General features: G+C 42.6%; 11 protein-coding genes, 1 tRNA gene and 2 rRNA genes. 6 read left to right on the top strand and 8 right to left on the bottom strand.

The window, feature by feature from the left end; translation table 11 throughout:
• Window positions 1–15 precede the first annotated feature (15 nt).
• The 3 genes from LY624_RS00750 to nudE form a co-directional block, all read right to left on the bottom strand.
• Window positions 16–92 (bottom strand) — tRNA-Met (locus tag LY624_RS00750).
• A gap of 240 nt (window positions 93–332) precedes the next feature.
• Complete coding sequence (gene cysQ / locus LY624_RS00745) at window positions 333–1,130, bottom strand: 3'(2'),5'-bisphosphate nucleotidase CysQ (RefSeq protein ID WP_237119888.1); 798 nt, start codon at window positions 1,128–1,130, stop codon at window positions 333–335.
• On the bottom strand, window positions 1,123–1,695 hold the full coding sequence (nudE, locus tag LY624_RS00740) for an ADP compounds hydrolase NudE (RefSeq protein ID WP_237119889.1): 573 nt from the start codon (window positions 1,693–1,695) through the stop codon (window positions 1,123–1,125). Before nudE ends, cysQ begins: the two co-directional genes overlap by 8 nt.
• Window positions 1,696–1,756: 61 nt before the next feature.
• Between nudE and yrfG the strand changes: the two genes are divergently transcribed.
• On the top strand, window positions 1,757–2,413 hold the full coding sequence (gene yrfG, locus LY624_RS00735; protein WP_341803649.1) for a GMP/IMP nucleotidase: 657 nt from the start codon (window positions 1,757–1,759) through the stop codon (window positions 2,411–2,413).
• Between the two features lie 160 nt (window positions 2,414–2,573).
• On the opposite strand, the gene LY624_RS00730 is transcribed toward yrfG, so the two are convergent.
• Complete coding sequence (locus LY624_RS00730) at window positions 2,574–3,194, bottom strand: dUTP diphosphatase (RefSeq protein ID WP_130149107.1); 621 nt, start codon at window positions 3,192–3,194, stop codon at window positions 2,574–2,576.
• A gap of 122 nt (window positions 3,195–3,316) precedes the next feature.
• Between LY624_RS00730 and LY624_RS00725 the strand changes: the two genes are divergently transcribed.
• Window positions 3,317–3,946, top strand: a complete 630-nt coding sequence (locus tag LY624_RS00725) for a peroxiredoxin-like family protein (protein ID WP_130149108.1) — start codon at window positions 3,317–3,319, stop codon at window positions 3,944–3,946.
• Window positions 3,947–3,978: 32 nt separating this feature from the next.
• On the opposite strand, the gene LY624_RS00720 is transcribed toward LY624_RS00725, so the two are convergent.
• A complete protein-coding gene (locus tag LY624_RS00720) occupies window positions 3,979–4,347 on the bottom strand; it encodes a YacL family protein (protein WP_130149109.1) in 369 nt (122 codons plus the stop codon).
• 122 nt (window positions 4,348–4,469) lie between these two features.
• Window positions 4,470–4,694: a hypothetical protein gene (locus LY624_RS00715; RefSeq protein WP_130149110.1), complete on the bottom strand. Its 225-nt coding sequence runs from the start codon at window positions 4,692–4,694 to the stop codon at window positions 4,470–4,472.
• Between the two features lie 258 nt (window positions 4,695–4,952).
• Between LY624_RS00715 and uvrD the strand changes: the two genes are divergently transcribed.
• The 4 genes from uvrD to LY624_RS00695 all read left to right on the top strand — a co-directional run bounded on the left by uvrD (window position 4,953) and on the right by LY624_RS00695 (window position 11,168).
• Complete coding sequence (uvrD, locus tag LY624_RS00710; RefSeq protein ID WP_341803648.1) at window positions 4,953–7,118, top strand: DNA helicase II; 2,166 nt, start codon at window positions 4,953–4,955, stop codon at window positions 7,116–7,118.
• Window positions 7,096–9,165, top strand: coding sequence for a GNAT family N-acetyltransferase (locus tag LY624_RS00705; RefSeq protein WP_341803647.1), 2,070 nt, complete (start codon window positions 7,096–7,098; stop codon window positions 9,163–9,165). Before uvrD ends, LY624_RS00705 begins: the two co-directional genes overlap by 23 nt.
• Window positions 9,166–9,241: 76 nt before the next feature.
• The gene (locus tag LY624_RS00700; protein WP_445936716.1) at window positions 9,242–10,258 is read left to right on the top strand and encodes an ABC transporter substrate-binding protein; all 1,017 of its coding nucleotides are present in this window, start codon (window positions 9,242–9,244) and stop codon (window positions 10,256–10,258) included.
• 61 nt (window positions 10,259–10,319) lie between these two features.
• On the top strand, window positions 10,320–11,168 hold the full coding sequence (locus LY624_RS00695; protein ID WP_341803645.1) for a CZB domain-containing protein: 849 nt from the start codon (window positions 10,320–10,322) through the stop codon (window positions 11,166–11,168).
• A 166-nt stretch (window positions 11,169–11,334) separates the two neighbouring features.
• Here the strand turns inward: LY624_RS00695 and rrf are convergent.
• Together rrf and LY624_RS00685 are read right to left on the bottom strand one after the other, a co-directional pair.
• A 5S ribosomal RNA gene (gene rrf / locus LY624_RS00690) occupies window positions 11,335–11,449 on the bottom strand.
• 132 nt (window positions 11,450–11,581) lie between these two features.
• Window positions 11,582–14,464 (bottom strand): 23S ribosomal RNA (locus LY624_RS00685).
• Between the last annotated feature and the right edge of the window lie 247 nt (window positions 14,465–14,711).

Below are 14,711 nucleotides of genomic sequence, written 5' to 3'. Positions count from 1 at the left end.
ACTTAATTTAAGAAGTGGTTGCGGGAGCCGGATTTGAACCGACGACCTTCGGGTTATGAGCCCGACGAGCTACCAGGCTGCTCCATCCCGCGCCTGTATGTTTAGAGTCCCAGAAGCCGGATTTGAACCGACGACCTTCGACTTCAGGTATTTGCGAGTCCGACGAATGATTTATCATTCTGCTCCATCCCACGCCTGTAATCTCTAAGTAACAACAGCATGTTATTGATGCCTTGTTTCGAAGAGAGCGCTATCATATAGCAATAAGATTAGAAATCAAGAGTTATAGTAATAAAACACCACCAAACGAACAAAAAGCACACAAAGTGCTGTTAAAAAGCTCGTTGGTGAGGACTTATCATTTTTTGCCACTCCCAATCAGGGTGGCCCATAACGATAAAATCTGGGTTTTCTGTGCTTTCTCGTTGATTGTAAGTTAAAGGATTAAATTCAGCATCCGTAATGCAGCCACCCGCTTCTTCAACAATCACTTGAGATGCGCCTGTATCCCACTCACCTGTTGGCCCTATGCGTAAAAAACAATCCGCTTTACCTTCTGCAATAATACACGCTTTTAATGAGCATGAGCCTAATGCGACCGTTGCGAATTGGGTATTTAAATACTGACTTACCGCTTCAATTTTTTGTCGACGACTCACTGCTAAAGTTAAATTATCAGGTGTTGCAACCGAAATTTTCTGATCTTGGCCATTTTCACGCTTAAACGCGCCTTGCTGATAAGTTGCAAAATAAGTAACGTGCTTCGCTGGCCAATGGATAACACCTAATACTGGACGATTATTTTCAATCAGTGCGATATTAACCGCAAAATCACCACTTTCTAAAATAAACTCCCCCGTACCATCCATGGGATCTAGCAACCAATATTGCTGCCAATGCTTTCTGTCAGCAAGTGCAGGGATTGGCGTTTCCTCTGACATAATAGGAATATCTGGCGCCAACGCTTTTAATCCTGCCATCAATACTTCATTTGATGCTAAATCAGCTTTAGTTACGGGCGTATGATCGGACTTTTGCTCGGCACCAATATCATCTTGCTGATAAATAGCCATAATGGCATCACCTGCTTGTTCAGCTAGACGAATGCAAGGCTCTAAAAAATTACTCATTGGTAGCTCCCGACTCTAAGTACTTTGTTAATAATAGCAAAGCTGCAACACTTCGTGCTTCTGTAAAGTCCTCCTGTTGCAATAAAGACGGCCAATCACTCATCGGCCACTTCACAACAACAAGTGGCTCAGGTTCATCACCTGGTAAGATTTCAGGGTAGAGGTCTTCGGCGTACAAAATATGCATAGTGGCATTAAAGTAACTTGGTGCCATGCTGACTTTTTTAAGGGCGGCAAAATAGTTAGCACCAAAGCCTACTTCTTCTTTAAGCTCACGATTTGCTGCTTGTTCGGGAGTTTCACCTGGATCAATTAAGCCTTTTGGAAAGCCCAGTTGATAATCATTAGTGCCAGCACAATATTCTCGCACCAATAACAGCTCGTTATCAGCCGTTACAGGCACGATCATGACGGCACCTCTTCCACCACCACGAATTCGTTCGTATTGCCTTTGCTCGTTATTTGAGAACTTCAGCTCAAGGGATTCAACGGTGAACAGTCGACTCTTAGCGACAACTTCATTAGACAAAATTTGCGGTGGTGTAGGATGCTTTTTCTGTGTCATTGGCATTAATTTGCTATCATGGCAGTTATGCTCATCATAAATCTTTTAAAGTGAATTGCCTATGTTAAATTGGTCAAAAATCGATACTGTGTTGTTAGATATGGATGGCACCCTACTCGATTTGCATTTTGATAATTATTTCTGGCTTACTGTTATTCCCGAGCAATATGCACGTAAACATAAAATCAGTTTAGACGCAGCAAAAGCTGACATTTTGCATCGTTATCAACAAGTTCATGGGCAAATTAATTGGTACTGCTTAGACTATTGGCAACAACAACTCGATTTGCCAATAATGTCGCTAAAACGTGACATTCAACATTTAATAAAAGTGCGTGATGACGTACCGCCATTTCTAACTGAGCTTAGAAAAGCTGGTAAGCAATTGATCATGCTCACTAACGCGCACCCAGATTGTGCCATGTTAAAGTTTGAACACACGGCTATCGATAATTACTTAGATGGGGTAATTTCAACTCACCAATATGGCGTGAGTAAAGAGCATCAGCCATTATGGCAACAAGTACATCAAGAGTGGAAGTTTGATAAGGAACGGACTTTATTTGTGGATGACAGCCCTGCCGTGCTCGATGCGGCAAAAGAGTTTGGTATCGGCCATATACTTGCAGTTGCCAACCCTGATAGTCAACAACCGCATAAGCAGTTCGATGGCTTTTTATCGACCATCGATTTTCGCGAGTTTATACCCGTTGAATAATACCAATTCGCTTAATTAAGTAGTCTATTTTGAGGCAATAAAACCTTGTTGATAGCAAGGCAAAAATTTCGTTATTTAGTTGTTCTAAATCAGAAATTTTTAACGCAGCTAGCGACAGGTTTTATCCCTCAAGATGATTAAGTATTATTGCGGATTGGTATTACTTCGGGTAACGCTGCTCCAAGCCTTGATAAACAAGCTTGGCGAAATCAGCATGCTCTGTATCTAGGCTTTTAACTACTTCAACTAAGTGTTCGTTATCTTCTTGGCCGTTCCACACTTTGATATAACTACCGTCTTTGTAGCCATGGTCTTGGCGGAAGAAGTTCAAGGTATTTTTACCAACGTAGCCGCGGTATAAATCATCAATATCCATACCGATTTGCGCCATACAACCTGCAAATGCAGCGGCATTAAAACTCTTTTCAGCGACTGCTGACGCAGCTAATTGCTCTAGTGTTTGTTTAAAGTCATCCGCTTGAACTGGCGCACTTAATTCCGCTTCAAGTTGCGCGGCTAATTGCTCATAGCTGGTTTCACCATCAATGCGCAAAGATAAACCAAAATGGAAAATATCAACTAACTCTAAAATAACTTGTTCGGTATCTGGAGTTTGTTTTTTCCACCACTTCCAACCATAGTGATCAAGCATTTCAGCACACTCAACCCAAATTGCACGATACCATTCAAAACCTTGGCTAAACCATTGCTCATGAACTTTGGTATTCATCGCATTTTGCATTTCGAGCATAACAACGAGTTTTTGTAAATTAGCAGACATTTTTTATCCCAACTTGCATTCTTTATTTGCCTATATACTACAGTTAAATTTGGCATTGATGAAATAAAAACACTTATAAACAGGTCGTTTGTAAAATCGAGAAAGAATCATGAAGGATCCTAATGTTTAGATCACTACTTATTACTGCATTACTTGTACTATCTAGCCAAGCAATTGCAGCTACAGCAACGAATATTGCAAACTCAGCTGAGCAAGTTAGTCCATTACTGCCAGGCTTAACTATGCCAAGTGTTGACTTAAAAGATCAGTTTGGAAAAAGCGTTTCTTTAGGTGAACGTTTTAAAGAAAAAACCACGGTATTAATTGTTTATCGTGGCGGTTGGTGCCCATATTGTTCAAGGCAATTAGCCAGTGTGCAAAAAATTGAAAAGCAATTAGCAAGCCTCAATGCACAAATTATCGCGATATCGCCAGATAGCCCAGAAAAGCTAGCGGAAAGCAAAATATCTTCCCCAAACTATCAACTTTTATCTGATGATAGTTTGGCATTGAGCCAACAACTAGGATTGGCATTTTATCTGGATGATAAAACCGCAAAAATCTATCGTAATAAACTTGGCGTTAACTTTGTGTCGCTAGATGGCGAAGCAAAGGTGGCTTTACCTGTACCTGCTGTTTTTGTGGTTGACACAAAAGGGTTAATTCACTTTCAGTATGCTAATCCAAATTATAAAGTACGTTTAACTGAAGACTTATTACTTGCAGCTGTTAAATCAGTCAATGAACAATAAACTAGCCACTGATAAGCAGAACCTGTTTCTGCTTATCGCCCTTGCGTAAACTCTTGCCAAGATTCAATTAAATCAACAAAGTCTTCAAAACCACAGCCACTGCATAAGCCTTCTTCTTCAAGCATTAAATCATCATCTTGGTAGGCGACTAAGTCTTCGTTGTCTTGATGTAGTGCATGGGCTTCAAATAATGCTTCGTCTTTACTTAAAATCAAATCAATTTCTTGGCCTTGCAAGGTTAAAGGCTCATGACTGCTCTTCACTGCAGCAATTAAAGCTTGCACCATTGCGACTTTTTCTTTACCGATTTCTTCATTCAGCCAGCGGCCAATAACACCGTGCTCAGAAGAGATTTTAATGCGTAAACCGCTAATTGGGTCGCGGATAAATTGATATTCCATGAAGAGTACTCGTAATACGTTATTGCGCTAATTATACCGTTTGCAGCTAAACGTGGCGAGTTTTGCAGCCTTAAACAACACGAGCGCCATAGTGGCGCTCGTGTTTATGCTATGTAAAACAGCTAGAGTCGTGATTTAAAACGAGCAGCATCAATAATTGCCCATAAATAGACAATCGGCAGTAATACAAAACCGATCGCAACATAAATTAGCGCGCCACTGATAACCCATGCTAAAAAGAATGCAATCGCCGCCATTAAACGACCTTGTACCAATTGTCCTAAACCAGGAAAAAAGATATTACATATTGCTGCGATTACATTACCGCCAGAACCTTGCTCTGCCATACTAACCTCTGTAGTTTTTAATGATTATACTTTTTATAAACACACTTTATGCCAACTTATTATGACTTACAAATCAAAGTGTTAAAAAATACCGTTATTTTGATTTTAGTTCTTTTTGCTAAAAATCGGTCAAATTCACAATTTTTATTTACGATTTTAATGACTTGCCAAAATAGCTGTTTATAAAAACAGTATTTTATTTAGCCTTGCATAAACACCTGTTATACTCCACCCATTATAGATTGAAAAGGCGTAACGATGGACGTTTCTGAATTACTCGATGGCTTAAATGACAAACAACGGGATGCAGTCGCAGCCCCATTGCAAAATATGCTAGTACTTGCAGGTGCAGGTTCTGGTAAAACTCGAGTACTTGTTCATCGCATCGCATGGCTCATGCAAGTTGAGCAAGCTTCAGCATACAGTATCTTTGCGGTAACCTTCACTAACAAAGCCGCGAAAGAAATGCGTACTCGTGTAGAAGAAACGCTAAAAGCACCAGTTGGTGGCATGTGGATTGGTACTTTCCATGGTTTATCTCACCGTATTTTGCGTGCCCACCATCGCGAAGCGAACTTGCCTGAAAGCTTTCAAATCTTAGATTCTGACGATCAACAACGTATGATCAAACGCTTACTTAAAGCGATGAACATCGATGACAAAAAGTGGCCTGCAAAACAATTTGGTTGGTATATCAGCGCTAAAAAAGACGAAGGCTTACGCCCGAAAGACATTCAAGCCTACGATGTTAATGAACAGATGATGCTAAAAGTCTATGCTGCATATCAAGAAGCGTGCGACCGTGCTGGTTTAATCGACTTTGCTGAAATATTACTGCGTTGCTACGAAGTACTTAAAAATAACCCGACACTTTTACGTCATTATCAGCAGCGCTTTGCTCACATGCTGGTAGACGAGTTCCAAGATACCAATACAATTCAGTACGCTTGGTTAAAGCTACTTGCAGGTAATACGAATAGTATTATGATCGTGGGTGATGATGACCAAAGCATTTATGGCTGGCGTGGCGCAAAAATTGAGAATATCAAACGCTTTTTGACCGACTTCGAAGCCGAAACCATTCGCCTTGAGCAAAATTACCGCTCAACGGCAACAATCTTGAAAGCATCAAATGCGCTGATCAAAAACAATGCTGAACGCATGGGCAAGAGCCTTTGGACAGATGGCAATGATGGTGAGCCTATTTCTGTTTACGCTGCGTTTAATGAATTAGACGAAGCCCGCTTTGTTAGTAGTAAACTACGCAGCTGGCTCAATGCGGGTAATGCATTACAAGACGCCGCAATTTTATACCGTAACAATGCGCAATCTCGTGTACTCGAAGAAGCAATGCTACAAGAAGGTTTAAAATACCGTATTTACGGCGGTATGCGCTTCTTCGAGCGCCAAGAGATCAAAGATGCACTTTCATATTTACGTTTAGTGGGCAATCGTCAAGATGATGCTGCTTTCGAGCGCGTTATTAACACCCCTGCCCGCGGCATTGGTGATAAAACGCTAAGCCATATCCGTGATTGCGCGCGCAATGAATCATTGCCACTTTGGTATGCCGCAAAAGCTATTATCGAGCAGCAGCACTTATCTGGCCGTGCGGCGAGTGCTGTCACTAAATTCTTAGAACTTGTTGAGCATATCGAAGATAAGATCAGCGATCTCACCTTAGAAGAGCAAGCGAAATACGCCATTCAAACCTCAGGGTTAATGGCAATGTATCAAGCTGAAAAAGGTGAAAAAGGCCGTGCCCGCGTAGAAAACTTAGAAGAGCTTATTAGTGCTTGTGGTCAATATGAACTCCCTGAAGATGAAGAGTTCAGCTCGCCACTACAGGGCTTTTTGGCCTATACCTCACTAGAGTCTGGCGAAGGTCAAGCCGATGAGCACGAAGACGCGGTGCAAATGATGACTCTGCACTCAGCAAAAGGCCTAGAATTCCCACTGGTATTTATGGTTGGTGTTGAAGAGGGCATGTTCCCGTCACAACAAAGTAATGAAGAGTCTGGCCGTTTAGAAGAAGAACGCCGCCTATGTTATGTTGGTATGACTCGCGCGATGGAAAAACTATACATTAGCCATGCAGAAAGTCGCCGTTTATACGGACAAGAAAAATACCACAGCCCATCACGCTTTTTACGTGAAATGCCTGAAGACTGCATCGAAGAAATCCGAATTAAAACACAAGTTTCAAGACCGCCTGCTGCAGGTCGTTTTAGTCCATCAGTAACCCATGCTGCATTTGAAGATAGTGGCTTTAACTTAGGACAACGCGTCTTACACGCCAAGTTCGGTGCAGGAACCGTACTCAATTACGAAGGTAGTGGCGCACAGTCACGTATTCAAGTGAACTTTGATGACCTAGGCAGCAAATGGCTTGTAACACAGTATGCAAGACTTCAAGCCTTATAATGAGTATATAACAGCACTGTGTAATGAGCTGGTGATTGCAAAGCATCGCCAGCTTGTCATTGTGCAAGGCAGCGAAACTTGGTGCCATCAGTTTGCAAACCAATTAGCGCTTAACAATACCTATGTTTTAAGCGCTAGCTCACTATTAGCGAATAGTAAGTTTCCAAAACATGCTCATCAAATTCTTGGCCAAGAGTTTCAACACGCTATTTTTGATGGTTTTAGCGGCTTATATGCCGATAAACTAGCCGCGCTTGCAGGTACCGTAAAAGCAGGTGGTGTACTGATACTTTTGCTGCCCGATGACGATAAGTGGCAAGACCCAGCACTCACAAGTATTACCTCTTATGGCGAAGTGATTCAACACAGCTTTTTTAATCAGCGTTTTTTCGCCAAGCTAAAATTGCAGCCACATTATTTTACTGAGCACTCGCTTCCTACTTACCAATCCATTTCGCCAGCAACTGCTGAGATAAATTATCAGCAACAACAAGCATGTGTTGAGCAAATTATTAAAACCGCAACAGGGCGCGCTAATCGCCCATTTGTGATCAGTGCAGACCGGGGTCGTGGTAAGTCAGCTGCTTTAGGGCTTGCAGCAGCAAATCTTCAAGATAAAAAAATCCTTATTTGTGCCACGCAAGCCAAGGCCGTACAAACAAGCTTTAAACATTTAGCATCTGAGCTTGGTATAACTAAAGAGCAAAATTGTAAGCAACTAGCTAACCTTAGCTATATTGCGCCAGATACACTCCTACATGAAAAACCTGACTGCGATCTGTTATTTGTCGACGAAGCAGCGGCGATTCCTGTTCCTATGCTATTACAGATCCTGAAAAGCTATCCGCGAATCGTATTTGCTAGCACTATGGTTGGTTATGAAGGAAATGGCCGAGGTTACACGTTACGTTTTCTACATTACTTACGTAGCCAATTTAAATCACTAAAGACTATCACTTTGGATGAGCCAGTTCGCTTTGCCAAACATGATCCTTTAGAAAATAGCCTACGCAAACTATTATTACTCGATGCAAAGTACCCAGGCACGCAAAGTAGTGAGCCATTCCAATTTGCAAACATAAGCAAAGAACAACTCGTTGATGATGAGCAACTACTTAGCCAAATAATGGCATTACTGGCGCTGGCTCATTACCAAACCACAGTGAATGATTTACGCCAACTGCTTGATGCGCCCGAGTTACAGCTGTCTATCTGTAAGCAAGAAAATGCACTAAAAGCAGTTTGTTTGGTGGCTGTTGAGGGTGGTTTAACGGCTAAGATCGCAGAACAAGTTAAAATAGGTAAGCGCAGACCACATGGCCATTTAATGGCACAAACCATTACTCAACTGAGCCAGAGTACAGAAGATTTATGTAAACGCTCTGCAAGAGTTGTGAGAATAGCTGTCGCACCAGAGTGTCATCAACAAGGTATAGGTTCAGCCCTATTAAATTACTGCGAAAAACAACTAGATTATTGCGACTATTTCGGTGCGAGCTTTGGCGCAAATGCATCCCTAGTTAAGTTTTGGCAAAGTAATGGTTTTAAGGTCATTAAGTTGGGTTTTAGCCACGACAAAGCAACTGCGGAACATTCGGCTTTAGTTATAAAGCCACTTACCCGCCAAGCGAAACATTCAGCCACACTGCTCATTGGTGAGTTTAAACACGACTTCTCGTTACAACTTTTAGGCCACTTTAGTCACTTACCTTGGCAACTGATTGCTGAATTATTACCCCATTTTCCACAAAGCGAATGTCCAACTGTATTATTAAGCAGGGCTGAGCGCCTTATAAATTCTGAATTTTCGTTATTTAATGCTCAACCCTTACTGTGGCAACTGATCTGGCATACACCAATTAGTCTAAACTTGCTCAATCAAGATACAAAATTCATACTTATTCGGCTAATATTACAACAATCCTGTACCGATCACTTCATTAGTGAAGCAAATCTGTCCGGAAAAAAAGAATTAAACACACAATTCAAAGCCGCAGTGCAAGGTTGGTATGCTCACTTTAAACTACTCAATAATATCGACAATTAAGAGCATATTGTTATCTCTTTCACTTTTATCCACTTTGGGTCATGCCGAAGACACTCTCCCCCCTATAAAATTAGGTATGTCTACAGCACTATCAGGGCCAGCAAAAGAAATTGGCGAGCAATTAGCTTTCGGCAGCAATATTTATTTCGATAAGATAAATGCTGATAGCGGTATTAATGGTCAAAATATCAAGCTGATAATTGCTGACGATGGTTATGAGCCAAAAAATACGGTTGTAAATACACGGCAATTTTTATTTAGCGACAACATCCACGCAATCTTTGGTTCAATGGGAACACCGACTGCACATGCCATTAAACCTTTGCTTGATAGGCATCGTACACCCTTTCTGATGCCTTTTACAGGCGCAGATTTCCTACATAATAATTCAATGCCGAATGTATTTAACCTACGTGCAAGCTATCAAGATGAAGCGTCTGAACAAGTCGATTATTTAGTAAAAGAACGTCAGCATGAGAAAATTGCATTAATGATTCAAGCTGACGAATTTGGTTATGTTGTTGAAAGCAATTTAATTTTAGCTTTAGAAAAATATGAAATAAAACCTATTGAAGTTGCCCGATTTAAACGTAATAGCGAAGATATTGCAAAGGCACTAACGCAACTTAAACAAAGTAAAGCGACTGCAATCTGTATGGTAGGCACATACAAACCGTTAGCTGAGTTTATCAATACAGGCTATCAGCAGGGTTTCACACCCGACTACACCGCCGTTTCTTTTGCATCAAGCCATGAACTATACAAGCGAATTAAGCATCCAAGCAATATTATGGTCACCGAAGTCGTCCCCGATCCTAATCGGTGTGATAACGCTTGGTGCGTGCAATTCAATGAAGACATTAAGCCCTACCAAAGGAAGGCAAATCGCATAATTTTTGAAGGTTATCTAAATGCAGTTGCACTGGTTAATGCTGCTCAAAAGTGCTCTCCCCCTTTAAATAATCAATGCTTAATTTCCAAGTTAAATGCACTATTTGATGAAGATACTGACTTCGCAAAGTTATTTAGTGAGCAGACTGGTAATAGTGATAAAAAAATTTATCGCTCATATTTTAAAAGTAATCAAGATTAACTACTGCTAAATCAGAATAATGTTCTATGCTTTAAAGACTTAATAAGGCTTTGAGGGAAATATGGATCTGATTAATTTTCGTGTTGGGCATAAAACCATTTCACTTAAAATACTCGATATTCTTCTAACGGAACGTTACGAAAATAACCTTACGTCCCTACCTAATGAAAATAAAAGCTTTATTGGCGTTAAAGACTACATGGATACACCCACTCCTATATTTGACTTAGGAATTGTACTTAATAACCAATCGACTCATAAAACAAATGCTGCGTTAACAGATTTATTAGCTGAGAAAGAAAAAGAGCACCAACTCTGGTTAAATGCACTAGAAGAGAGCCTGCTCACTGGTGCTGCGTTTACACAATCAACCGATCCTGACAAATGCGCTTTTGGCCGGTGGTATAATAGCTTCAAAACAGACAATGAAGACTTGCAAAACATTCTTAACAAATTTGATACTCCCCACAGAGCACTACATGCAATGGCTGGTGAGTTACTCGAATTACAAAAGAACCTTCCTAAAGATAAGTTAATCCATATATTTGAAGAAAAAAAGAGGCACATCTTTAACCAACTAATACGTTTATTTGAGTCTGCTAGAGAACAGATAATCCTCGACTATAAACCGATTATTATTTTCACTACTAAAGATGGCATCACACCACATATAGGATTACTGGTTGATAAAGTAGAAGACAACATCAACGTTAAAAAAGAGGATATTAAACCCTTAGATAAGTTAACGTCCGTCGGCTTTGATGTAGACCCACAAACCAAAAATATGATGCGCGGTTTAATAAAAATGAAAAATAAGCATACGTTACTCATTGACCCAAGCGCTATATTCCGCCCAGAACATCTAAGCAACCAAGAAGAGGAAGAAACTGAGGCCTACGGCTTATTTTAGTGACCTTAATGGCAGAGGTGGACGGTATATGCCATTTCACTATCAAAATACTAGAGCATAGCAGTGGGTTTATCCCGCGTCATGGGTTGTCTGTTCGCGGATAGCGCGCGAAGACAAACACGCAAAAAACCCGCTGCATTGCTGCAACGGGTTTCTTTAATTAGGAGCCTGGCGATGTCCTACTTTCACATGGCAAATGCCACACTATCATCGGCGCTGTTTCGTTTCACTACTGAGTTCGGCATGGGGTCAGGTGGGTCCAAAACGCTATTGTCACCAAGCAAAATGTGTTGTAAACGCGATATAAAATCGCGACTACTAAATTCGGAATGCTGATTGTAAGTAAATTCTACTTTAGTAATTTAACTTCTGTTTTGCGTTGTTACGCTGCCACAAAACGCGTTTGGCGTTGTATGGTTAAGCCTCACGGGTAATTAGTACAGGTTAGCTTAATGGCTCACACCACTTCCACATCCTGCCTATCAACGTTGTAGTCTTCAACGGCCCTTCAGAGACTTTAAAAGTCTAGTGAGAACTCATCTCGAGGCCTGCTTCGCGCTTAGATGCTTTCAGCGCTTATCAGTTCCGAACGTAGCTACCGGGCAGTGCCATTGGCATGACAACCCGAACACCAGCGGTTCGTTCACTCCGGTCCTCTCGTACTAGGAGCAACCCCTCTCAATTCTCAAACGCCCACGGCAGATAGGGACCGAACTGTCTCACGACGTTCTAAACCCAGCTCGCGTACCACTTTAAATGGCGAACAGCCATACCCTTGGGACCGACTTCAGCCCCAGGATGTGATGAGCCGACATCGAGGTGCCAAACACCGCCGTCGATATGAACTCTTGGGCGGTATCAGCCTGTTATCCCCGGAGTACCTTTTATCCGTTGAGCGATGGCCCTTCCATTCAGAACCACCGGATCACTATGACCTACTTTCGTACCTGCTCGACGTGTCTGTCTCGCAGTTAAGCTGGCTTCTACCATTACACTAACCGTACGATGTCCGACCGTACTTAGCCAACCTTCGTGCTCCTCCGTTACTCTTTGGGAGGAGACCGCCCCAGTCAAACTACCCACCAGGCACTGTCCGTAATCCCGATCAGGGACCAACGTTAGAACATCAACACTACAAGGGTGGTATTTCAAGGACGGCTCCACAAAGACTAGCGTCTCTGCTTCAAAGCCTCCCACCTATCCTACACATGTAGGGTCAATGTTCAGTGCCAAGCTGTAGTAAAGGTTCACGGGGTCTTTCCGTCTAGCCGCGGGTACACAGCATCTTCACTGCGATTTCAATTTCACTGAGTCTCGGGTGGAGACAGCGTGGCCATGGTTACACCATTCGTGCAGGTCGGAACTTACCCGACAAGGAATTTCGCTACCTTAGGACCGTTATAGTTACGGCCGCCGTTTACCGGGGCTTCGATCAAGAGCTTCGTCCGAAAACTAACCCCATCAATTAACCTTCCGGCACCGGGCAGGTGTCACACCGTATACGTCATCTTGCGATTTTGCACAGTGCTGTGTTTTTAATAAACAGTCCCAGCCACCTGGTCACTGCGGCTCCCGTCCGCTTAGAGAGTAAATCTCATCACAGATAGGAGCGTACCTTCTCCCGAAGTTACGGTACAATTTTGCCTAGTTCCTTCACCCGAGTTCTCTCAAGCGCCTTAGTATTCTCTACCTGACCACCTGTGTCGGTTTGGGGTACGATTCGGTATAATCTGAAGCTTAGAGGCTTTTCCTGGAAGTATGGCATCAGCAACTTCACACCCTTGGGTGCTCGTCTCGTATCTCAGTCTTAAGAGTCCGGATTTTCCTAAACTCTCAACCTACTTACTTTCACATGGACAACCAACGCCATGCTTGCTTAGCCTGCTCCGTCCCCCCATCGCAATTATACCAAGTACGGGAATATTAACCCGTTTCCCATCGACTACGCCTTTCGGCCTCGCCTTAGGGGTCGACTTACCCTACCCTGATTAACATGGGATAGGAACCCTTGGTCTTCCGGCGTGCGGGTTTTTCACCCGCATTATCGTTACTCATGTCAGCATTCGCACTTCTGATACCTCCAGCAAACCTCCCGGTTCACCTTCAACGGCTTACAGAACGCTCCCCTACCACTCAAACAAAGTTTGAATCCGCAGCTTCGGTGCATAGTTTAGCCCCGTTACATCTTCCGCGCAGACCGACTCGACCAGTGAGCTATTACGCTTTCTTTAAAGGATGGCTGCTTCTAAGCCAACCTCCTGGCTGTCTGGGCCTTTCCACATCGTTTCCCACTTAACTATGACTTTGGGACCTTAGCTGGCGGTCTGGGTTGTTTCCCTCTTCACGACGGACGTTAGCACCCGCCGTGTGTCTCCCGGATAGTACTTTACGGTATTCGGAGTTTGCAAAGGGTTGGTAAGTCGGGATGACCCCCTAGCCTTAACAGTGCTCTACCCCCGTAAGTATTCGTCCGAGGCTCTACCTAAATAGATTTCGGGGAGAACCAGCTATCTCCCGGTTTGATTAGCCTTTCACTCCTAGCCACAGGTCATCCCCTAACTTTTCAACGTTAGTGGGTTCGGTCCTCCAGTTGATGTTACTCAACCTTCAACCTGCCCATGGCTAGATCACCGGGTTTCGGGTCTATACCTTGCAACTCAACGCGCAGTTAACGCTCGCTTTCACTACGGCTACCCTAATCGGTTAACCTCGCTACAAAATATAAGTCGCTGACCCATTATACAAAAGGTACGCAGTCACCCTCGAAGGGCTCCTACTGCTTGTACGTACACGGTTTCAGGTTCTATTTCACTCCCCTCACAGGGGTTCTTTTCGCCTTTCCCTCACGGTACTGGTTCACTATCGGTCAGTTGGGAGTATTTAGCCTTAGATGATGGTCCACCTATATTCAGTCAAAGTTTCACGTGCTCCGACCTACTCGATTTCACTTAGATTGCATTTTCGTGTACGGGACTATCACCCTGTATCGTCAAACTTTCCAGAATGTTTCACTAACACAAAATAAGCTTAAGGGCTGGTCCGGTTTCGCTCGCCGCTACTTCCGGAATCTCGGTTGATTTCTGTTCCTACGGGTACTTAGATGTTTCAGTTCTCCGCGTTCGCCTCTTACACCTATGTATTCAGTGCAAGATACCTGCAAGCAGGTGGGTTTCCCCATTCGGAAATCCTAGTCTCAAGCGCTTTTTACTAGCTTGACTAGGCTTATCGCAAGTTAATACGTCCTTCATCGCCTCCAACTGCCAAGGCATCCACCGTGTACGCTTAGTCACTTAACCATACAACCCAAACGGGTCTTTGTTAGTGACAGCTGTTAACTTCGCCAGAAGTTAATTCATCAAATAATGATGAGAATACTAAAGTAGATACCAATTAATCTGTCGATTAATGGCATATTTTTTACTTTTGAAAACTCTTTATAAATAACAATGTTATCTATAAGAATTTTAATATCAGCTTTCCAAATTTTTAAAGAGCATATTAATTAGGTAAACCAAGCGGTTTAGCTAACTAACAATCATCTGT

This window comes from Pseudoalteromonas sp. N1230-9 (assembly GCF_032716425.1).
Taxonomy (GTDB): Bacteria; Pseudomonadota; Gammaproteobacteria; order Enterobacterales; family Alteromonadaceae; genus Pseudoalteromonas.
Note: the sequence above shows the minus strand (reverse complement) of the source record. Positions and strands in the feature narration are given on the sequence as shown.